At 40.1% G+C, this 21448-nt stretch carries 24 protein-coding genes and 5 tRNA genes; 7 read left to right on the forward strand and 22 right to left on the reverse strand.

Annotated elements, in window-relative coordinates; all coding sequences use genetic code 11:
• Positions 1-54 precede the first annotated feature (54 nt).
• The 8 genes from IE339_RS19000 to IE339_RS19035 form a co-directional block, all read right to left on the reverse strand.
• On the reverse strand, positions 55-1056 hold the full coding sequence (locus IE339_RS19000) for an inorganic phosphate transporter (protein WP_242170155.1): 1002 nt from the start codon (positions 1054-1056) through the stop codon (positions 55-57).
• Between the two features lie 11 nt (positions 1057-1067).
• Positions 1068-1688, reverse strand: coding sequence for a DUF47 domain-containing protein (locus tag IE339_RS19005; RefSeq protein ID WP_053402104.1), 621 nt, complete (start codon positions 1686-1688; stop codon positions 1068-1070).
• A gap of 219 nt (positions 1689-1907) precedes the next feature.
• Positions 1908-2000: transfer RNA gene (locus tag IE339_RS19010), tRNA-Ser, on the reverse strand.
• Between the two features lie 9 nt (positions 2001-2009).
• Positions 2010-2086 (reverse strand) — tRNA-Ile (locus IE339_RS19015).
• A 4-nt stretch (positions 2087-2090) separates the two neighbouring features.
• Positions 2091-2165: transfer RNA gene (locus IE339_RS19020), tRNA-Asn, on the reverse strand.
• Between the two features lie 27 nt (positions 2166-2192).
• Positions 2193-2266: transfer RNA gene (locus IE339_RS19025), tRNA-Met, on the reverse strand.
• A gap of 3 nt (positions 2267-2269) precedes the next feature.
• Positions 2270-2344, reverse strand: a tRNA-Asn gene (locus IE339_RS19030).
• A 61-nt stretch (positions 2345-2405) separates the two neighbouring features.
• The gene (locus IE339_RS19035) at positions 2406-2891 is read right to left on the reverse strand and encodes a DUF456 domain-containing protein (protein WP_242170157.1); all 486 of its coding nucleotides are present in this window, start codon (positions 2889-2891) and stop codon (positions 2406-2408) included.
• Between the two features lie 145 nt (positions 2892-3036).
• On the opposite strand from IE339_RS19035, the gene IE339_RS19040 reads away from it, so the two are divergent.
• The 3 genes from IE339_RS19040 to ispG all read left to right on the forward strand — a co-directional run bounded on the left by IE339_RS19040 (position 3037) and on the right by ispG (position 5588).
• On the forward strand, positions 3037-3828 hold the full coding sequence (locus tag IE339_RS19040) for a DUF1189 domain-containing protein (RefSeq protein ID WP_242170158.1): 792 nt from the start codon (positions 3037-3039) through the stop codon (positions 3826-3828).
• 163 nt (positions 3829-3991) lie between these two features.
• Positions 3992-4330 carry a hypothetical protein gene (locus IE339_RS19045; RefSeq protein ID WP_242170160.1) on the forward strand — a complete coding sequence of 113 codons (339 nt, stop codon included), beginning with the start codon at positions 3992-3994 and terminating at the stop codon, positions 4328-4330.
• Positions 4331-4472: 142 nt separating this feature from the next.
• A complete protein-coding gene (gene ispG / locus IE339_RS19050) occupies positions 4473-5588 on the forward strand; it encodes a flavodoxin-dependent (E)-4-hydroxy-3-methylbut-2-enyl-diphosphate synthase (protein ID WP_242170161.1) in 1116 nt (371 codons plus the stop codon).
• A gap of 39 nt (positions 5589-5627) precedes the next feature.
• Here the strand turns inward: ispG and IE339_RS19055 are convergent, their stop codons facing one another.
• On the reverse strand, positions 5628-5996 hold the full coding sequence (locus tag IE339_RS19055; RefSeq protein WP_397428571.1) for a DUF308 domain-containing protein: 369 nt from the start codon (positions 5994-5996) through the stop codon (positions 5628-5630).
• A 171-nt stretch (positions 5997-6167) separates the two neighbouring features.
• On the opposite strand from IE339_RS19055, the gene IE339_RS19060 reads away from it, so the two are divergent.
• On the forward strand, positions 6168-6740 hold the full coding sequence (locus tag IE339_RS19060) for a 5' nucleotidase, NT5C type (protein WP_242176244.1): 573 nt from the start codon (positions 6168-6170) through the stop codon (positions 6738-6740).
• A gap of 27 nt (positions 6741-6767) precedes the next feature.
• Here IE339_RS19060 and IE339_RS19065 read toward each other — a convergent pair whose 3' ends face one another.
• Genes IE339_RS19065 through IE339_RS19075 form a run of 3 tightly spaced genes read right to left on the reverse strand, consistent with a single transcriptional unit; the run spans position 6768 to position 8784 of the window.
• Positions 6768-7181, reverse strand: coding sequence for a Fur family transcriptional regulator (locus IE339_RS19065; RefSeq protein WP_053402098.1), 414 nt, complete (start codon positions 7179-7181; stop codon positions 6768-6770).
• The gene (locus IE339_RS19070) at positions 7178-8017 is read right to left on the reverse strand and encodes a metal ABC transporter permease (protein ID WP_242170163.1); all 840 of its coding nucleotides are present in this window, start codon (positions 8015-8017) and stop codon (positions 7178-7180) included. Before IE339_RS19070 ends, IE339_RS19065 begins: the two co-directional genes overlap by 4 nt.
• Positions 8014-8784, reverse strand: a complete 771-nt coding sequence (locus tag IE339_RS19075) for a metal ABC transporter ATP-binding protein (RefSeq protein WP_242170165.1) — start codon at positions 8782-8784, stop codon at positions 8014-8016. The genes IE339_RS19070 and IE339_RS19075 overlap by 4 nt, the downstream gene beginning before the upstream one ends.
• 187 nt (positions 8785-8971) lie before the next feature.
• Between IE339_RS19075 and IE339_RS19080 the strand changes: the two genes are divergently transcribed.
• Positions 8972-9229 (forward strand): DUF2624 domain-containing protein, encoded by a 258-nt coding sequence (locus IE339_RS19080; protein WP_242170167.1) that lies wholly within the window; start codon positions 8972-8974, stop codon positions 9227-9229.
• A 36-nt stretch (positions 9230-9265) separates the two neighbouring features.
• Here the strand turns inward: IE339_RS19080 and IE339_RS19085 are convergent, their stop codons facing one another.
• Together IE339_RS19085 and IE339_RS19090 are read right to left on the reverse strand one after the other, a co-directional pair.
• Positions 9266-10156 (reverse strand): deoxyribonuclease IV, encoded by an 891-nt coding sequence (locus IE339_RS19085; RefSeq protein ID WP_242170169.1) that lies wholly within the window; start codon positions 10154-10156, stop codon positions 9266-9268.
• A 75-nt stretch (positions 10157-10231) separates the two neighbouring features.
• Entirely contained in the window at positions 10232-11545 is a 1314-nt protein-coding gene (locus IE339_RS19090; RefSeq protein WP_242170171.1) for a DEAD/DEAH box helicase, read from the reverse strand.
• Between the two features lie 180 nt (positions 11546-11725).
• Here IE339_RS19090 and IE339_RS19095 point away from each other — a divergent pair, with 180 nt between their 5' ends.
• Positions 11726-12448, forward strand: coding sequence for a VrrA/YqfQ family protein (locus IE339_RS19095; RefSeq protein ID WP_242170174.1), 723 nt, complete (start codon positions 11726-11728; stop codon positions 12446-12448).
• A gap of 98 nt (positions 12449-12546) precedes the next feature.
• Positions 12547-13497 carry a 4-hydroxy-3-methylbut-2-enyl diphosphate reductase gene (locus tag IE339_RS19100; protein ID WP_242176245.1) on the forward strand — a complete coding sequence of 317 codons (951 nt, stop codon included), beginning with the start codon at positions 12547-12549 and terminating at the stop codon, positions 13495-13497.
• A gap of 35 nt (positions 13498-13532) precedes the next feature.
• On the opposite strand, the gene IE339_RS19105 is transcribed toward IE339_RS19100, so the two are convergent.
• The 8 genes from IE339_RS19105 to IE339_RS19140 all read right to left on the reverse strand — a co-directional run bounded on the left by IE339_RS19105 (position 13533) and on the right by IE339_RS19140 (position 21431).
• Positions 13533-14654: a Nif3-like dinuclear metal center hexameric protein gene (locus IE339_RS19105; protein ID WP_242170176.1), complete on the reverse strand. Its 1122-nt coding sequence runs from the start codon at positions 14652-14654 to the stop codon at positions 13533-13535.
• A complete protein-coding gene (locus IE339_RS19110) occupies positions 14651-15358 on the reverse strand; it encodes a tRNA (adenine(22)-N(1))-methyltransferase (protein WP_242170178.1) in 708 nt (235 codons plus the stop codon). The genes IE339_RS19105 and IE339_RS19110 overlap by 4 nt, the downstream gene beginning before the upstream one ends.
• A 166-nt stretch (positions 15359-15524) precedes the next feature.
• Positions 15525-15884 (reverse strand): cytochrome c550, encoded by a 360-nt coding sequence (gene cccA / locus IE339_RS19115; RefSeq protein ID WP_242170180.1) that lies wholly within the window; start codon positions 15882-15884, stop codon positions 15525-15527.
• Between the two features lie 189 nt (positions 15885-16073).
• A complete protein-coding gene (locus IE339_RS19120; RefSeq protein ID WP_242170182.1) occupies positions 16074-17213 on the reverse strand; it encodes an acyl-CoA dehydrogenase family protein in 1140 nt (379 codons plus the stop codon).
• Positions 17214-17305: 92 nt separating this feature from the next.
• The gene (locus IE339_RS19125) at positions 17306-17851 is read right to left on the reverse strand and encodes a hypothetical protein (RefSeq protein ID WP_242170185.1); all 546 of its coding nucleotides are present in this window, start codon (positions 17849-17851) and stop codon (positions 17306-17308) included.
• Between the two features lie 82 nt (positions 17852-17933).
• On the reverse strand, positions 17934-19064 hold the full coding sequence (gene rpoD, locus IE339_RS19130; RefSeq protein WP_053402086.1) for an RNA polymerase sigma factor RpoD: 1131 nt from the start codon (positions 19062-19064) through the stop codon (positions 17934-17936).
• A gap of 52 nt (positions 19065-19116) precedes the next feature.
• Positions 19117-20919: a DNA primase gene (gene dnaG, locus IE339_RS19135; protein WP_242170188.1), complete on the reverse strand. Its 1803-nt coding sequence runs from the start codon at positions 20917-20919 to the stop codon at positions 19117-19119.
• A gap of 41 nt (positions 20920-20960) precedes the next feature.
• Positions 20961-21431: a YaiI/YqxD family protein gene (locus tag IE339_RS19140; RefSeq protein WP_242176246.1), complete on the reverse strand. Its 471-nt coding sequence runs from the start codon at positions 21429-21431 to the stop codon at positions 20961-20963.
• Positions 21432-21448: the final 17 nt, after the last annotated feature.

Raw genomic sequence — 21448 nt, forward strand, 5'->3', positions numbered from 1 at the left:
ACGTTGAAATTTAAAAAAGAAGCAGCGGCCATCGCCACTGCTTCTTTACGTCTATTAAAAGAAAAGATGTAAGATTTGATACACAAGCGCCGCCATAATTGCTGAAACTGGCAGTGTGATAATCCACGTAATAACAATACGCTGTGCTACGCCCCATTTTACACCTTTGACACGTTGAGCAGAACCAACACCCATGATCGCAGATGAAATAACGTGCGTTGTACTTACTGGTAGGTGCACTGTTGTGGCACCGAAAATAATCATTGCAGAAGATAAATCTGCTGCCGCACCGTTAACGGGACGGATTTTCATGATCTTTCCACCAACGGTTTTGATGATTTTCCATCCACCAATGGATGTCCCAATCCCCATTGCAAGAGCTGCTGAAATACGCACCCAGAACGGGATTGTATCGCTTGATGTGTGCATTCCTGCTGAGATAAGAGCCATTGTGATAATCCCCATCGCTTTTTGCGCATCATTCGTTCCGTGTGTGAATGATTGCAGGGCCGCTGTGAAAATTTGGAACGTACGGAAGCCACGATTTGTTTTTTCCAGATTGAAGTTTTTGAACACAAAACGGAAAATCGTCATGACGATAAATCCTATTGCCAAGGCAAGGAATGGAGAAAGAATAAGTGCCTCTAGGATTTTAATAAATCCATCGTAGTTCAACACTTTAAATCCTGCCGCTGAAACCGCAGCACCTGCAACCGAACCGATGATTGCATGCGAAGAACTACTTGGAATTCCGAAATACCATGTAACTAAGTTCCAAATGATCGCAGAAATTAATCCAGATAAAATAACAATGGAACCATTTTGTAATGCGAATGGGTCAACGATGTCTTTTGTAATGGTTGTGGCAACACCTGTAAAAGTTAACGCCCCTACTAAGTTCATCGTTGCTGCCAAGATGATTGCAATACGCGGAGACAATGCGCGCGTTGAAACTGATGTTGCAATCGCATTTGCCGTGTCATGGAAACCGTTAATAAAGTCAAATGCCAAGGCAAAAATAACGATTAGAATGGTTAAAAGCAATACCGTATCCATAAATAAACTCCTTACGCGTTTCTCATGATAATTGTATCTAACGTATTGGCTACATCTTCACAGCTATCCGCGATATCTTCAAGCATTTCATATAGCTCTTTAATTTTAATTAATTGAATCGGATCTTTTTGAATAACAAACAAGTTTTTAATCGATGAACGCAACAACTCATCACAGCGAGACTCAATATCTTTAATTTCGATACCATGCTTACGCATTTCGCCAAGCTTCTTGCTTGCTAATAATTCGATCGCTTTTGAAATTTCAATGGATGCTTGATGGATCAGAGCAAAGAATTTTTTCATGTAGTCATCTGTTTCTGTGACAGAATACATTTCTAAACGAGCTACCCACTGTTCTAAGCCGTCTAATACATCATCCATCTTCATTGCTAATTGTAGGATATCCTCGCGCTCAATTGGTGTAATGAACGTCTTATTTAGTGCCACAATTAATTCGTGAATATAAGAATCACCTTTATGTTCGTAGTTCTTCATTACTTCTGCAAATTCTTTTAAATCACTTGCATTTTTAATGTTGTAATCAACGAAGAAATGTGTGGATTCTTTCATGTTAGCGGAAATTTTCGATAACATTTCGAAAAACACATCTTTTTTTGGTGAAAAAATCATAGGAAACCCTCCAAAAATTTATATATATATTTAAGAACCAACTGCTCACATTTTATCAGATCATGTCGAATTTACAATCGGTTTATTTAAAATTTACAAACTCTTAACAATTCCATTAACAATTCGTCGTGCCTTGCTTTTATCGTGCCACAAAACAAGAATTTATTGCATAAAAAAAAAGACAAGCATCTGCTTCCCTTTTGAAATGTATATGTAATATGGAGGAGGAAGGGGGATTCGAACCCCCGCGGGCTGTTACACCCCTGTCGGTTTTCAAGACCGATCCCTTCAGCCGGACTTGGGTATTCCTCCGTGCTATAATGGTGGACCCTGCAGGACTCGAACCTGCGACCGGACGGTTATGAGCCGTCTGCTCTAACCAGCTGAGCTAAGGGTCCTATATGGCTCCACAGGCAGGACTCGAACCTGCGACCGATCGGTTAACAGCCGATAGCTCTACCACTGAGCTACTGTGGAACGTAATCATTCAAAATATGTAGTAAATAGCGGCGGAGGGGATCGAACCCCCGACCTCACGGGTATGAACCGTACGCTCTAGCCAGCTGAGCTACACCGCCATATGGCTCCACAGGCAGGACTCGAACCTGCGACCGATCGGTTAACAGCCGATAGCTCTACCACTGAGCTACTGTGGAAAAATCACAATTATGTAACGACATTAAAAATTTACCATGAATACTTTCCCCTGTCAACACGTTATTTTAATACAGCATATAAGAAATAGCCCACCATGAACAGCTGAATAAGCCCCTTCGTTAATACACCACTAAAAAAGCCAATTAATGATCCAACGCCTACCATAAATGCTTCTTTTAATGAACGTCTTTTGAAAATGAGCTCTGCAAGAACAGCCCCAACAAAAGGTCCGATAACAATTCCCACGATCGGTATAATAAATGGTCCAACAAGCAGCCCAATCGTACTTCCCCACACCCCAGCTTTTGTTCCCCCGTATTTTTTCACTCCGACTAAATTCGCTAAATAATCGGCAAGGAACAGCGCAATGGTAAGAAATCCTTGAACAAACCAGAACACAACGCTATAAGAAGCGAATCCGTAAAACAGTCCGTACAAAATAAAGCCAATGGCTACAAATAATACGCTAGGAATGATCGGGTACACTAGTCCTACAAACGCAATTAAAAAAGAGACACTGATTAAGATCCAATATAAAATATCCATTTGTCACCTCCATAACTTTCTTTTTATTATAGTATACACCCCCTCTAAAAGAAATATTTGCTATTATACGTCCCATAAAATTGCGAATATTCCCTTGTCTTTTCCCCCTCTTCTTTTTACAATTAAAGGGATAGGAGGAGGAAAAATGAATATCCTTCAACAGACGCTTTACAGCCTTTATTCACCTAAAAAAATCGCTCTTTTTCGTTTACTAAGTATCGGTCGGGTATTAAAGATGGGATTTTTTCTTGTCTTACTTTCACTTATCCCTTTTTTCATTTTCTTTTCTCAGACGGTTTTATCCGGATACGCTGAATTTCAATCGTTTCTCTCCAAGCATCCTCATTCTTTCGTCATTAAAGATGGAGATCTTGTTTCTTCTAGTGAAAAAACCATCACTCTTTCAAAAAAGAAGATGATTTATTTTATAGATGGAAAGCATTCTATAGAGGATCTCACCTTATCATCCCGAGAAGCCATTGGATTATCAAAAGACGGATTCGTCATTAAATCCAACAATCAAACTCAAGTATATTCGTATTATTTATTAGGCAATAAACCGTTAACTGGTGATCAGGTAGCCGATAAGCTTCAAGAATTTAAAACCTTTACTTATTTCCTTTTACCTCTTTATTTCGTTCTCGTTTATCTTTTTTCAGCCATGATGAAGTTTATTGGTATCAGCTTGTTTGGTTTCGTTGCAATGGCTGTAGCAAAGTTGTTCAAGCGTACCCTTATCTACAAACAGCTGTGGACGATCTCTTTATATAGCACAACGTTCTCAACGGTCTTGTTTTCCTTGCTTTCTTTAATAGGAATTTATACGCCACAGGTGTCCATCCTACATATCGGCGTTTCACTCCTATTTATCGTAATGAGTATTAAATCCGTCCCCGCGAAAAAGTCAAAGGCGCCGAACAAACAGCTTCCTGCTTAATCGGCGCTTTTTTCTGTGCTCAAATTCTCTCCTAAAAAAGGATTCCCAGCGACTTACGTTGAACATGTAGCTGTATTCGTTTGTTTACACCTCAAAGACCCCACTCATACATCTTCTTGGACAGGCATACGTTGTATTAATGATGCATTTGCAGGAGGATAAGATGAAAAAACTGATAATCCTAGTCGTATGTTTGTTTTTCGCTTTTATTATCTACCACGATATCGCAAAAGGGACATTACCTATTACCGCAACGACAGCTTCTGCTCCTGTTTACAAATCAACTGAAAAAGCTGCGAAGAAAACTAAAAATGCTTCCTACGTCACCGTAAAAATCCAGCCTGGTGATACCGTATTGTCGATCATCGAAGAAGTGAATAAAGACACGCGGTCTATTCCTATGCAACGTATCATTTCAGACTTTTCAGGGCTAAATAAGCAGACAACGCCTGATAAAATTCAGGTAGGCAAAACCTATAAATTTCCGATTTACAGTAAATAACAGCTTATTTCTTGTCAACATCGAGAAAACATTGATACAATATCAATTGGTTTCAGATTTTATACTAGTTATTTTCTCTACAAAGCGTTATTCTAGTAGGTGAATCAATTATTTGATTTAGGTTTAAAGGAGAGATTAACACGTGAGTGAAATTATACATCGTACAAAAACACGCCCCGTTAAAGTAGGTAATTTAACGATTGGCGGTAATGACCAAGTAGTTATTCAAAGTATGACCACAACGAAAACACATGATGTGGAAGCAACAGTAGCTGAAATTAAACGTTTAGAAGAAGCAGGATGCCAAATTGTTCGCGTTGCTTGTCCTGATGAGCGTGCTGCAGATGCCATTCCTGAAATTAAAAAACGTATTAATATTCCGCTTGTTGTTGATATTCACTTCGACTATCGCCTAGCGCTAAAAGCAATTGAAGGCGGAGCAGATAAAATCCGTATTAACCCGGGTAATATCGGTCGTCGTGAAAAAGTAGAAGCAGTTGTAAAAGCAGCAAAAGAACGCGGAGTACCAATTCGTATTGGTGTTAATGCTGGTTCCCTAGAACGCCGTATCCTTGAGAAGTATGGCTACCCAACAGCAGATGGAATGGTTGAAAGTGCCCTTCATCACATTAAAATTTTAGAAGACCTTGATTTTCACGATATCATCGTGTCCATGAAGGCTTCGGACGTTAATTTGGCAATTGAAGCGTACGAAAAAGCTGCAAAAGCGTTTGATTACCCTCTACACTTAGGGATCACAGAATCTGGAACGCTTTTCGCTGGAACAGTAAAAAGTGCTGCTGGTTTAGGTGCAATCCTTTCAAAAGGAATCGGAAACACAGTACGTATTTCCTTAAGTGCTGACCCAGTAGAAGAAGTGAAAGTCGCAAAAGAATTATTAAAATCATTCGGTCTTGCGGCAAATGCACCGACACTAATTTCTTGTCCGACATGTGGACGTATTGAAATTGACTTAATCAGCATTGCGAATGAAGTAGAAGAGTACATCTCTTCGATTAAAGCACCGATTAAAGTAGCTGTACTTGGCTGCGCAGTTAACGGACCTGGTGAGGCTCGTGAAGCTGATATCGGTATCGCAGGGGCACGTGGCGAAGGACTGTTGTTCCGTCATGGTAAAACGGTACGTAAAGTACCTGAAGAAACAATGGTGGAAGAACTGAAAAAAGAAATCGACATACTTGCTGAAGCGCATTATGCTAAGCAAGCTGCTGAAGCTGAGAACGCACAAAAAGCTTAAACGAAAAAAACGGAGACAAAGGTCTCCGTTTTTTTTCGTTTAAAAGAATGGCAAAATGAAAATGCCGATTACTAAAGATACAATTCCAATTCCAATTGACCAAGCTCCTAGTGCATGTGCTCCTTTTCGTCTCGCGATAAATCCTAAAATGATACCTGCGGCACCAAGGATAACCGGCAAGAAAAACAGAGACAGAATTGCAGCGGCAATTGCTAAATACCCGTATACTTTCCCTTCCTCTGCTCCGTCACGGTCGATATCGTGATCACGATCGAGGTCACGATCATACTCACGTTCACGTGCAGTGGTTGGCACAGCATACTCAGCGGCTGTTTCTTCCATGAAATCTGGTTCATGGTCTTTTATATCACGCTCATAGCGTTTATGTTCATCATACTTCTGATCCATTCGTCTATCCCTCTCTTTCTTAGTAAGGATCATCTTTAGTATTTGATGAACGCACGTAATTATAGTTGTAAATGTTTGCTTAATTCGGGAACGCTTTTCTAAAAACCATCTGTGTTACAATATGGTTGGACATTTTATATCGAATTTTTTATCAAAAAAAGGAGTGCAGCTATTTTGAATAAGCGCTTTGGAATTGATATTGACGGTACGGTCACTTCTCCGTCAACTTTTATTCCCTATCTCAATAAATCGTTTAATTTATCATTAACCCTTGAAGATATTACCGAGTACGATTTAGTACCAATCGTGAAGGTTCCTGAACAGGAATTAGCGGATTGGTTCTTAAAGAACGAAGCGGAAATTTATGAAAATGCCCCACTTGCAGAACAAGCGAAGGATGTGTTAGTAAATTGGGGCAAAGAGCATGAACTCGTCTTCATTAGCGCACGTCATGATGCCCTATTAGACGTTACAAAGAAATGGTTCAGCAACCATGAAATTGCTTATAACCATATTGACTTGATCGGGTCTCACAACAAAATTGAGGCAGCTAAAACATATGACATTGATGTATTTTTCGAGGATAAGCACGATAACGCTTGCGATATTAGCGAAGAGTGCAACATTCCAGTCTTATTATTTGATACTCCCTATAACCGTCTCCCAACGCCTAAAAACGTTGTACGTGTCTACAACTGGGCAGAAGCGAACGATTGGATTCAAAGCTGGCTTAAAATACAATAAAAAAACGAGGCAGCTGCCTCGTTTTTTTTATGCAATACATTCCTGACATCGTCCATAAATCTCAAATTTATGACCGGTAATTTCACATCCGTTTAAATCTTGGCTAATCTGCTCCATCGGGCAAACTGCAATTTCAGCCGTCTTTCCGCAGTCCAAGCAAATAAAATGATGGTGGTGATGACTTGTTGCACACTGAAAGCGGAAGTTTTTTTCACCCGAAAGCTCTGTCATTTCTAAAATGCCTAACTCAGCAAACAGTGCTAAATTACGATAAATCGTATCAAAGCTTAATCCAGGATAATCCCCTTTCATATGGTCAAGTACATCTTTTGCTGTTAGATATTTGTTCGTTGTCGCAAACAGCTCTAACATATCTTCACGTTTTCCCGTATGTTTGTATCCTTTGTCTTTTAGCAACACAATGGCTTCGGATAAATTCATTTTCGTCCACCTCGCCCTTTATTAATTAAAATAGAAATAACTAAAATGAGAATCGCTAAAATAACGATTGTTCCCCCAGGTGCTAAATCTAAGTAGTAAGCAGAGAACAAACCACCTACAACCGAAATTTCACCAAAGATAATAGCAAATACGATCGTTTGCTTAAATCCATTTGCTAGTCGAATACTTGCCGCAACCGGGAGCGTCATGAGCGCTGACACTAACAGGACTCCGACAATTCGCATAGATGATGCGATAACTAATGCTACCATAAGAATGAATACAAAGTGAATACCGCGTGCTTTTACGCCAGATGCGGCGGCATGTTCCTCATCAAATGATAAAACAAATAGTTCTTTATAAAACAAGATAATAACCGCAATGACGAAAATAGCGATACCGATAATCGTCCATAAATCAGCACGGCTTACCGCACTAACGCTTCCAAATAAATAATTAAACAAATCATTGTTAAAGCCGTCTGCTAGAGAGATGAGTAGTACACTGACCCCAATTCCCCCTGATAAAATAATTGGAATCGCGAGCTCTTGATAATGCTTGTACACTCGGCGTAGCTTTTCAATAAACAGCGATCCGATGACGGAGAAGATCATTCCCATGTAAATCGGTGTGACCCCTGCCATAACACCAAATTTTTTCTCTAGTAGTACGCTCGCTGAAATTCCGGCAAGCGTGACGTGACTTAATGCATCTGCTATGAGCGACAATCGCCTGACAACGATAAAAACTCCTAGAAGCGGTGCAATAAGCCCGATAATAATTCCTGCCAAAAAAGCATTTCGCAAAAATTCAAATTGAAACAAACTCGAAATCATACTGGCTGTCCTCCATGATCATGTGTTAAAACGTGCACGTGATGACCATAAAATGCGGACAGCTCATGCTGACATAAATGTTCATACTCTTCTGTTTCACCATGGAAATGTAGTTCCTTATTTAAGCATGCAACGTGCGTGACCTTCTCCGTAATTGTACCCGTATCATGTGTAACAAGCAGAAGCGTAAGACCATGATTTTTATGCAAATTCTCTAATAGCGTGTAGAAATTATCGACGTTTTGGCTATCGATTCCAACCGTAGGTTCATCTAAAATAAGGAGCTCTGGTTCACTTACTAACGCTCGTGCGATAAAGACGCGCTGCTGTTGACCACCTGACAGCTCACCGATATTCCGACGTACAAAATCACTCATTCCGACTGCTTCAATAGCATCTAATACTTTTTGTTTATGATTTTTATTCATAAAACTAAACAAACCAATTTTAGATGTTAAGCCTGTTGCTACGACTTCAAATACGGAGGCTGGAAAACCGGTATTAAAGCTATTTGCTTTTTGAGAGACGAATCCGATCTTACTCCAGTCACGAAATTTTGATATATCTTGTCCGAATAAGCGAATGGTTCCTTGCTGTGGCTTATGAAGACCTAAAATACATTTAATTAACGTTGATTTACCTGACCCGTTTGGCCCTACTAAACCTAGAAATGACCCCTTTGGTATAGAAAGCGTAATGTTATCTAATACCGTTTGGCGATCGTATTGAAATGACACGTGATCAATTTCAATGATATGTTCATTCATTTTATCATCACCATACTTTTTATTTTTACCTTTTTAAGAATCGTTACGATTTACTTTATAAACAATAATCAAGTATACAGCCACACGCTACATTTGTAAACCATCTTTTATTTTCTACGTTTTTTTAATGAATTTAGGCACATCTTTCGCTCTTCCCCCATACAATGATACATAACAAGGAGGGCGAATGATGAGAATCTTTCAACAAATTATCAACAACAAAGTCAATAACATTTCTGTGAAAGAACTGCTAAGCTTTAGCAAACAGTACAAGGTGCACTTAACCGAGGACCAGGCGCGTAAGCTTGTCGGCATTATTCGTGAACGGCCGATTGATATATACAACACCGCTGATCGCCAAGACCTACTTAAAAAAGTAGCTCGCGTTACGAATTACGAAACAGCTCAAAAGGTTCAAGAACTGTTTGATCAAATCGCACGCTAATAAAAAAATCCCTCTTTCTTGAGAGGGATTTTTCCATTAGCTCATTAATTTATTTTGTAGCTCTTCGTCAAATGTTTTCGCACGGAGCATTTCAATTTCTAATTTATAAGGTGCCTTTTTGTTTTTCTTATCTGTTCCTACATATGGTGTTTCTAAAATTTTCGGAACATCTGCTAGCGCTTCGTGATGCACAATATAGTTGAGCGCTTGGAAACCAATATGACCAAACCCAATGTTCTCATGACGGTCTTTACTTGCCCCCATTGGATTTTTGCTGTCATTTACGTGTAGCACTTTAATACGATCGATCCCAACCGTTTTATCAAAATGATTTAATACCCCGTCAAAATCATTAATTAAATCATATCCTGCATCATGCGTATGACACGTATCAAAGCAAACGGAAAGCTTCTCATTGTGCGTTACACCTGCAATAATTTGAGCGATTTCCTCAAAGGAACGACCGCACTCAGAGCCTTTTCCAGCCATTGTCTCTAATGCGATTTGCACTTCTTGATCGGGTGTTAGTACTTCGTTTAATCCTTTAATGATTTGCTGAATTCCAGCCTCAGCGCCTGCTCCTACGTGTGCCCCTGGATGAAGGACAATTTGCTTTGCTCCTAAAGCAGCCGTACGCTCAATTTCAGAACGTAAAAATTCTACTCCTAATTCGTACGTAGCAGGGTTTGTAGTATTGCCCACGTTAATAATATACGGTGCATGAACAACGATATTATCAATTCCATGCTCTTTCATATGCGCTTGACCAGCAGCAATGTTTAGCTCTTCAATTTTTTTACGGCGGGTATTTTGCGGTGCACCTGTGTAAATCATGAACGTGTTTGCTCCGTATGATGCCGCTTCTTCACTCGCACCTAACAGCATCTTTTTCCCACTCATTGATACATGAGATCCAATCTTCAACATGAACGACCACTCCTTTTTCTTTATCGATTCATGAAAAAGCCTTTTAAGACCGTAACGTCCTAAAAGGCATTCACATTACTTGTTACGCGTGCTACGTTTTTGTTTCTTTACGTATTTCTCAATTTCATGCTCGCGCTTTTTCTTATATCCAGGTTTAACCTTTTTCGGTTTTTTAATAAGTTTACGAGCCGTTACGTCAGCTTCGTCCACTTTCTTTTTACGGTTTTTACGACGATTGCGATCCTCAATGTTTGTCCATTGACCGTTTTGAATATCACGGTTTACGAATTGAATGTCCATTTTTTCTAAACGTGCAATCGCATCCTCATCACTTGATGAGAAGATTGTTGTTGCAATTCCAGAATATCCAGCGCGTGCTGTTCGTCCTACACGGTGAATATAGAAGTCTAGGTCAGAAGGAAGCTCATAGTTGATAACATGACTCACACCTTCAATATCAATACCACGTGCCGCAAGATCTGTTGCGACTACATATTGAAACTCTAGGTCTGTAATTTGCTTCATCATTTTTTTACGCTCACGCGGGCTTAAGTCTCCGTGAATACGTCCAACACGCATTCCTTTGGCTTCTAGACCACGTGCTACTTCTTCTGCTTTCTTTTTCGTATTCGTAAACACAATCGCTAAATACGGATTATACGATAAAAGAATATCCTGAAGTAAGTTCACTTTGTTACGGTGGCGCTCAGGCACAAGTACATGCTCAATTTTTTCAGCCGTTGCTCGTTTTGGTGCAACGTGCGTGTATTTTGGATTTTCAAGATACTTCTTTAAAAACGGCTTTAATTTCTCAGGAATCGTTGCTGAGAAAACAAGCATTTGAATTTGTTCTGGCATTTTTGCTCCGATACGATCCACATCTTGAATAAAGCCCATGTCTAGCATTAAATCGGCTTCATCGACGACTAGTGCTTTTGCGTTGTGAATAAATAACGCTTGGTCATATACTAGATCAGCAATGCGTCCAGGTGTTCCAACTACGATTTGAGGCTGCGTTTTTAATTTTTCAATTGTACGCTGCTTGTCCGTTCCTCCGATAAAGCATTTCGCAGTAATCGGTGCATCCGGCTCACAAAAATTCGTGATTTTTACTACCTCTTTGTAAATTTGTGAAGCGAGCTCACGAGTCGGTGCTGTAATAATTACCTGTACCTCTTGTTGCGTAGGATCAACGTTTTGTAAAAGCGGCAGCAAATAAGCGTGCGTTTTACCTGTTCCAGTCTGTGATTGACCGATCGCACTTTCTCCTTTTAATAACGAAGGAATTAAGCGCTCCTGAATCTCAGTTGGCTGCTTGAACCCTAATTTTTCAACTGCTTGTATAATAAATGGCCGAAAATCAAAACGGTCAAAATTCGTTTTTGTCATTTTTTTCTCCTTTTTACTTCTAAATTACGTTCCTATAAGTAAACACAGTATATGATTATAATCGATTTTTTTCAAGCTGACTACCAAAGTTACTGAATTAAACGATGTTCGACAAACATTTATCTCCGCTTTGCATAAGATAATAATGGTCATTTGACTCAATATAAGGAGGTGCTCGACATGCTCGGAAACAGACAGCCCTTTCCACCCCAAATGCAAAACCGTATGATGCCCAATCAAATGCCTAATCAAATGATGAACCCGATGATGCAGCGTCAGATGATGCAGGGACAAAATCCGATGATGCATAACATGCAGCAGATGCAAAATCAGTTTCATCCCCCATACCCTTATCAACAGCAGCAGCCACAGATGCGCAACCGAGGCGGAGTGCTATCAAAAATTTTCAATCGCAACCAAAATCAAGGGCAACAACCGTTTGTGAACAATCAATCTTCGTTTGCTGACAACCGTGGAATCGGTAGTGGACTCAGCGGCATCGGAGGATTAGGTAGCGCTGCTGGAAGTGGTTCAGGAGGTTTAGGTGGCCTGATAGGTGGGTTTCGAAATTTAACTAGCGCATCCTCTCTTTCATCGATGCTTGGAAATGTTCAAGGCGTAATGAAAACAGCGGAATCGTTTCTACCAATGGTTCAGCAATATGGACCGATGGTGAAAAATTTACCTGCTATGTACAAAATCTATCAAGCGCTCAAAACAGACGACAGTGATACGTCCACATCTGAAGAGAAAAAAGAAACGAAGGCAGCTGGGAAAGCGGAAAAGGTGCTTCCTGCATCGAAAGAGGAAACTGAATACGAAGAGTTTCTAGACGATTTTGCAGGAAAACAAAATCAGGGCTCTTCACGTCCACGCCTCTACACGCAAACTACTCGTCCATAATTGATTAGCTTTGTATTATCTTCTTATCTCCTTTATAATAGAACCGAGTTAAGCTGTTAAGCTGTTCGGACATCTATAAGGGAGGATGTTTATTGTTTATGGAAATTATTAAAATCGCCCCACGTGGTTATTGCTATGGCGTAGTTGATGCAATGGTAATTGCTCGAAATGCGGCGTTAGATACAACACTACCAAGACCTATTTATATATTAGGAATGATTGTTCATAATAAACACGTCACAGATGCGTTTGAAGCAGACGGAATCATCACATTAGACGGCGCAAACCGTTTGGAGATTTTAGATCAAATTAACGAAGGAACCGTTATTTTTACTGCGCACGGTGTTTCACCTGAAGTGAAAAAACGCGCAAAAGAAAAAGGCCTTTTTACGATTGATGCTACATGTCCAGACGTAACGAAAACACACGATTTAATTGTGGAGAAAGAAAAGCAAGGCTACGAAGTCATTTACATCGGCAAAAAAGGCCATCCGGAGCCTGAAGGTGCTGTCGGCATCGCTCCTCATATCGTGCACCTTGTGGAAAACGCACAAGATGTAGAAAAACTCTCTATTCAGCGAGACAAAATCATTGTCACAAACCAGACAACGATGAGTCAGTGGGACGTTTTAGACATTATGGATAAAATTAAAGAAAAATATCCTCACGTTGAAATACACAAGGAAATTTGCTTAGCGACTCAAGTACGTCAAGAAGCGGTGGCAGAGCAAGCTACTGAAGCGGACGTGACCATTGTGGTTGGGGACCCGAAAAGTAATAACTCCAATCGTCTCGCTCAAGTATCAGAGCAAATCGCCGGTACAAAAGCATATCGTGTATCAGACGTGACGGAAATTGAAATTGAGTGGCTAAAAGGAGCGAAGACTGTTGCTGTAACAGCTGGCGCTTCAACTCCTACACCCATTACAAAAGAAGTCATTAAGTTTTTAGAAGCCTTTGATGGGGAAAAAGAAGAAACGTGGACACGCGAACGCTCTGTTCCACTTTCTAAAATCTTACCAAAGGTCAAAGCTCCTAAAAATGCATAATAAAAAAGCGACAGGAGCTCCTGTCGCTTTTTTCATTACATAAATGTAAATGGATCCGTATGAATGGTAGAAGCCGTAATTCCGCATGAAAAATTCTTTTCAGCGAACAGCTCCTTCATTTTCTTTGTCACACCTTGCATCATTACTTTTTCCACGTGATGTCCAGGGTCCACAACGTTTAATCCAAGCGCCTTTGCGTCATGCGCAACATGGAAATATAAATCACCCGTTACGTATACGTCAGCTCCCTTGAATTTTGCCTGTGTGATGTATTTATTCCCATCGCCCCCAAGCACCGCCACTTTTCGAACTTTGTCTGTAAGATTCCCTACAACACGAAGTCCTTTCACATCTAACGAGCTTTTGACGTGTTGTGCAAATTGCTCCAGCGTCATTTCCTCTGGAAGTTTACCAATACGGCCAAGTCCATACTCTTTCCCTGGATTATCGAGCGGATAAATATCATACGCTACTTCTTCATAAGGGTGCGCTTTGATCATCGCCTGAACGACTCTGCGCTGAAGATCAACAGGGAAGATTGATTCTACCTTCACTTCTTCCACGCGTTCTAACGTGCCCTGTGAGCCAATGAAGGGCTTTGTTCCGTCTTCAGGTAGGAAAGTTCCTTCTCCTGGCGTAGAGAACGTACAGTGGCTGTAGTTGCCGATATGACCTGCACCTGCATCGGTTAATGCCGTTCTCACTTGTTCAGCGTGTGTTTTCGGTACAGAAACCGCCACCTTTTTAAGCGCTGTTGTTTGCGTTGGAATTAAGATATCTAGGTCCTCAAGGCCAAGAGCATCCGCGAGTAAATCGTTAACTCCTCCTTCAGCGATATCTAAATTCGTATGAGCTGCATATACAGCAATATCATGCTTAATACACATTTCAACAAGTCGTCCTGCCGGCTGATCTGTGACGATGTTTTTCATCGGACGGAAGATAGGCGGATGGTGCGCAATAATTAGATCTACGCTCTCTTTCACCGCTTCCTCTACTACTTCTTCTAATACGTCTAACGTTACCATTACTTTATGAATCGGTTTATTAAGCGTTCCAATTTGAAGGCCAATTTTATCACCTTCCATTGCTAGGCTTTTAGGGGAAAACGATTCAAAAAGCTGAATGACTTCATAGCCATTTGGTGTTTTACTCATACTAGAACCTCCTCAATAAGCTTAATCTCTTGTTGAAAACGAGCTAACTTTTGTTTACTTTCTTCTGTTTGCGCACTGCTGCTCAGACGAGAGGCAATTTGCTTTAAGTGTGATAATTCATGCGTCCATTTCTTTACGAACGCTTCATTTTTCTCTACCCTTAGAACAGGACCTACTAACAACCCGCTCTCTAGCTCGTCTCCGTAAGGCTTTTTAGCCTCTCCTCGCTCTGCTACTACAATTTCGTAAATACGCTTTTCATCTTCTAAAATCTTCTCGTCAATAATTTCCCATTCGTTGTCTAACAGCCATTTGCGCACGTTAATTGCGCCAATATTCGGCTGAAGGATAAGGCGGGTAACACCTTCAAGCTTTTCTTTTCCCTCTTCTAAAATCGTGGAAATTAGCGTTCCGCCCATTCCAGCAATCGTTACACAGTCTACTTCTCCTTTTTCAAGGACTGCCAAACCATTTCCTTTTCTTACATCAATCACGTTCTCTAAATTAACTTTCTTCACTTGATCTTTAGCTGATTGAAACGGACCTTCCACCACTTCACCAGCGATTGCTTCTGTTATGTATCCTTGTAAATAGGCATAGCACGGCAAATACGCGTGATCAGACCCAATGTCAGCGATACGTGCTCCTTTTGGAATTGATTTTACGACTTCTTCTAAACGCTTTGATAACTTTAATTCATTCATATTTTCACCTGTTTGATTTTCTTTTTATAGTAACGACTGTAACAGCTTCTTTCAAGAAAAGTATGTTATTTCTAGCTAAAAATCATACTTATAAATCGTCAAAAGAAAAAGTCCTTCTACCTATGTAAAAGGACAATTATCGTACTGTATTTATAGTTTACTAAATTTACTTGATCTTTGAAACCCATTCCGCCATTTTATCAGCGTTATTGGCAGGCACCATATTTGCTGGCATTCCGCCTCGCCCTTTTGTAATGACTTCCTTGATCTCAGCTTTTGATAAACGGTCCCCTACCCCTTTTAATGAAGGACCCGTACCGCCTTGATATTGATCGCCGTGGCAGCCAATACATGTGCTCTTATAAATGTCTTCTGGATTTGAAGGCGTCTCTTGCTTTGCGCCCCCACCTTCTTTTTCTGATGCCATTTGCTTAGCGTTATCCACACCGTTAATTGAAAAAAGAAACATAAGTCCAACGCCGATAATCATGATGAGAAAAAATGGAACAAGTGGATTTCGTTTCATCACCTATACCCCCTTTTTATGTACCCATCCCGTAGTAAATTTCCACCGAGTAATAGAAACATCTCTATTTTACTTTAAATTACATTTTAGTGAAAGCCCTTTTATAGAAGTTGTCTATTTAATTTATGTAATACTTAAAAAATTCAAAAAGCAAACTAAAAGACGGATCGATTAGTTTGCTTCATTTGTTTAGCAACCAATTTGTCTTGCTATAACCATTCGCTGAATTTCAGACGTTCCTTCACCGATTTCAAGAAGCTTCGCATCACGCATATAACGTTCTACTTCGTATTCCTTCATATAACCATAGCCACCATGAATTTGTACCGCTTCACTGGCTACTTGCATACAAATTTCAGAGGCATAGAGCTTACACATTGCAGCTTCTTTTGTAAAAGGTCTGCCCTGGTCTTTTAGCCACGCTGCTTTGTATACCATTGTACGAGCAAGTTCTACTTTTAGCGCCATGTCTGCAAGCTTGAATTGAATGGCTTGAAACGTTGATAGTGATTTTCCAAACTGCTTTCGCTCTTTGGAATATTTGAGCGCTCGCTCATACGCCGCCTGAGCGATTCCTACAGCCATTGCTCCGATTCCGATCCTTCCACCGTCCAAGGTGACTAAAAACTGTTTAAAGCCGTCTCCACGCTTCCCTAACAGGTTCTCTGTCGGAACTTCTACGTCTTCTAAAATTAATTCCGTCGTATTTGAAGAGTGTAGCCCCATTTTTTCGTATTGATCAAGCACCGTAAATCCTTTTGAGTCGGTTGGGACGATAATCGCCGATACTTCCTTATGATTGTCTTTTCTTCCGGTGATTGCTGTTAACGAAACAAATTGCGCAAAGCTTGCATTCGTAATATAGCATTTACTTCCATTAACGATGAATCGATCTTCTTGCTGAACAGCTTCTGTTTGCGTTCCACCTGCATCACTTCCTGCGTTAGGCTCTGTTAAACCGAATGCTCCTAGTGATTCACCCGAACAAATTTTTGATAAAAATTGTTCCTTTTGCTCTTTTGTTCCAAATAGATGAATAGGTGCACCACCGAGTGAAATATGAGCTGAATATGTAATACCTGTGGAACCACATGCACGACTAAGTTCCTCAACGACAATGGCAAAGCTTGTTGTATCTGCCCCTGCTCCGCCAAATTCTTCTGAGAAGGGTAGCCCCATCATTCCGAGCTCCCCGAGCTGGTTAAAAATCTCTCTTGGAAATTTTTTATCACGATCACGTTGTATCGCTCCGGGAGCGACCACCTCATCTGAAAATTCTCGAATCGTTCGTTGAATCATTTTTTGTTCAGTTGTCAGATCAAAATTCATACCCATCCCCCTTATTTTTGAATGCGCTTTCAAATAGATTATAAAGAGGATATAAAATTTTCTCAACTTTTAAAAAATTTATTTCATTCATGTTATAATAAAAATGAAATCACAACTCCGCATGAGGCAACGATCCCAGCAATTTGAAAATAGAGCAAAGAAAATTTTCGGCCCATGACAAACCATAAAAGGCAATTAAGAAACAGCAAACCTTTCAATATCCACAGATTATGTGGAAAATAAGTGAAGCTGAGATTGCTCGAAAACATTAACAGTACCACTGCCATCGCTGTAAGCGAGGTATGACGTACAAGAGTAGATCGTTTCAAGAGCAAGAGACCGGTTAGACAAAACAGGATAAAAATACTGCTCATGACCATTTGCAAAACGAATGACAATTCAGTAAAATAAGTGACAAGAAGAAGTATTGGTAAAAATAACAAAATCAAACTGGTGAACAAATTAATTGAAAGCGTTTGACTTCGCTTAGGTTTTGATTCTTTCTCGTCAAAATCGTTGTTCCCACCCGTATACAGTGTTAAGAGGTAGTCACAGAAGTGAGCTGGCAATAAGCGGTTTTCTTTCCAAAATAAAATTTCGTTCACGATTATTTCATTTTTCTCTTTTTGATTTGGCATTCACTGTCACTCCAAAAAAAATAGTTTACTCCTTATGATAAGAAGTAAACTATTTAAAGTAAATACCGTAACGAGTAATATTTTATTCTAAAAAGTCTTTTAAACGTTTGCTACGGCTTGGGTGACGTAGCTTACGAAGTGCTTTAGCCTCAATTTGGCGGATACGTTCACGCGTAACACCAAATACTTTTCCGACTTCCTCTAACGTTCTTGTACGACCATCATCTAAGCCGAAGCGAAGACGCAGTACGTTTTCTTCACGGTCTGTAAGTGTGTCGAGTACATCTTCAAGCTGCTCTTTTAATAATTCATATGCTGCATGCTCTGAAGGCGAGGTAGCATCTTGGTCTTCAATGAAATCACCTAAATGTGAATCATCTTCTTCACCAATTGGTGTTTCAAGTGATACAGGTTCTTGTGCAATTTTTAAAATCTCACGTACCTTATCAGGTGTTAAATCCATGTCTTCTGCAATTTCTTCAGGGCTTGGCTCACGACCCAGATCTTGAAGAAGCTGACGTTGTACACGGATAAGCTTGTTGATTGTCTCTACCATATGAACAGGGATACGAATCGTTCTTGCTTGGTCTGCGATCGCACGCGTAATAGCCTGACGAATCCACCATGTTGCATACGTACTAAATTTGTATCCTTTGCGGTAATCAAACTTTTCAACCGCTTTAATAAGACCCATATTTCCTTCTTGAATTAAGTCTAAGAAGAGCATACCGCGGCCAACATAGCGTTTTGCAATACTAACAACAAGACGTAAGTTTGCTTCAGCTAAGCGACGCTTTGCTTCTTCATCGCCTTCTTCAATACGCTGAGCGAGCTGAATTTCTTCTTGTGCAGATAGTAAGTCAACACGTCCAATTTCTTTTAAATACATGCGCACAGGATCATTGATTTTAACACCAGGGGGAACACTTAAATCGTTTAAGTCAAATTCTTCCTCTTTTGATGAATCTTTTGAGTTTGAATCATTGTTGCTTTCTACTTCCGATTCACTCAATACTTCAACGCCTTGCTCTGTTAGGTACTCGTAATAGTCATCCATTTGATCAGCTTCTAACTCAAAGCTAGAGAGACGTTCTGCGATCTCTTCATATGTTAAGACACCACGTTTTTTACCTATTTCCGTTAATTGTTCTTTTACTTGATCGAGGGTTAACTCTGATTCAAGTTCTTTAGAATGAGCTGATTTTTCAGCCATTAGGTCCCCTCCTTCCGAGATTTCAACCACAACTTATGGGGTAACAAGCTATTTATTTTAAGAGCTTTTTAAGTTGAATAATTTCCATAGCAATTGATGCAGCCTTTAAATAGTCCTTTTGGCGTTCAGCAGCCTGTTTCTCTTGTTCTTTTTCTTTTATTGTTAACCATTTTGGATAAATCAACACCTGCTGAATATAATCATTTAACACTTGTTCTGTGATTTCTTCATCAACGTCGATCATGGCTAACTGAGAAGCAAGGCGTGACAGCTTCGGATCTTCTAACTTTTGCATAAACAAACTTAATTCTGGTTCATGACCTTCTTCATAAAAGGCATATAAATACGTAACAATCGCCCGGTGCTCCTCTACGTTAAAGTTTCCTTGTAGAGCATCCTGCACCCGAAAAGCAACGTCTCGATCTTTTAGCATATGCGCAATTAAAAAGCGCTCCGCATTTTGGTAGGCGGGTAACAATTTGGATTGTATAACGGCTGGTCTCGCTATATTATTTCGATCTACATGGTCGTTATCCTTTTTCCTTTTCTCAAAACGATTATTTTGTTGCGTTTCTTGCTTAAGCGCATCGAGGGAAAGAGAAAATTCTTGGGATATTTGACGTAAATAATGGTCGCGCTCTACAGCTCTCGGTAGAAGACTAATCTCCTTCACAACCTCATCAATATATTGGATGCGTTCAGCTTCGTTTTGGAGGTTTTTACCACGACGTAAATAACGCATTTTAAATGCCATTAACGTTAGGCTTGCCTCTAACACTTCACCTCTAAATGCTTCCGTGCCATATTGATTGACGTAGTCATCCGGATCATAACCAGATGGCATCACGGCTACCTTTACTGTACACCCTACTTTTGTAAGTACTTGACCTGCTTTGTAAGCAGCCTCTATTCCAGCACCGTCTGAGTCGTAGCAAATTATGACGTTCTCGACGTTTCGCTTAATAGTCGCTGCCTGTTCTTCTGTTAGAGCGGTTCCCATCGTTGCTACTCCATTGAAGCAACCCGCTTTGTGAGCAGCAATTACATCTGCGTACCCTTCTAAAAGAATAACTTCTTGATTCTTACGAATGTGTTTTTTAGCGCGGTGAAAATTATATAAGATCTTCCCTTTGCTAAAAATAGACGTTTCTGGTGTATTTAAATACTTAGGTTGGCCTTCTCCTAAAATACGTCCAGAAAAAGCAACGGTTTTTCCTTGTAGATCAGCTAAAGGAAACATAATCCGATTTCGAAAACGGTCTAGATAAGAATCTTTTCCCTCTCGCTTCACTAATATTCCTGCTTTTTCTAATTCTTCAGGTTCATAGCCTCGCTTCGTTAAAAATTTCGTAACAAATTCCCATGAATCAAGAGCAAAGCCGATTTCAAATTCATCAATTACTTCCCGAGTAAAGCCCCTTCCGATTAAATAATCGTAAGCTTCCTGACCCTCTTTTGTGTTTACAAGCAAATGATGGTAAAATTTCCTTAAAAGATCGTGAGCTTCAATCATTTTATTGGACGGTTTCGGTGTTGAAGAACTTGGAAGCTGTTCTTCATATTCAAATGGAATGTCTGCTTTTTCAGCAACTGTTCGCACAGCTTCTGTAAAAGACAAGCCTTCTAACTCCATTAAAAAAGAGAAAGCATTCCCACCTGCACCACAGCCAAAGCAATGATAAATTTGCTTGTCAGCGGAAACAGAGAACGACGGAGTATTTTCTCCATGGAAAGGACAGAGTCCAAAATAATTGCGCCCCTGTTTTTTTAATTGTACGTAGTCACCTATTACATCGACAATATCAACCGAATTACGAATTTGGTCAATAACCACATCAGGAACTCGATTCACCATATTAACAGCTCCGTGTCATTGATATTATTCGTTATAAAACGCTAAATTCCTGCAAGTTTCGACAAGAGTTTTTGAAAAGTCTCTTTAAAACGCTCCCGATCACGATCTGTAAAACGTTTTGGACCCTTGCCATAGTGGCCTGCTCTTCTTTCTTTTGCAGAGACATAACGCATAAACAACGCCTCACTCATATCCTTCTCTTCAAAACGCTTTCCACGTGGAGAAAGCACGTTCACACCCTGCTTCACTAAAATACTGGCTAAGCCAATATCTTGCGTTACAGCCACATCGTGTGGTTTTGCTTGATTCATAATGTACAAATCCGCAGCCTCTTTTTCAGCATCAACATATTTCCACTCGCCCTCTGCATTATGAGCGGACGCTTGGTTGTAAGACGCCACATAGATGACAGCTACGTTTAAGACATCTGCAATGGTGCTAATTTCTTTTTTGACAGGACAAGCATCGGCATCGACAAAAACTCGTATATTTCTCTGATTATTACTGAATATTCTACATCACTCCAGGT

Source organism: Priestia koreensis (assembly GCF_022646885.1).
GTDB classification, from domain to species: Bacteria; Bacillota; Bacilli; order Bacillales; family Bacillaceae_H; genus Bacillus_AG; species Bacillus_AG koreensis_A.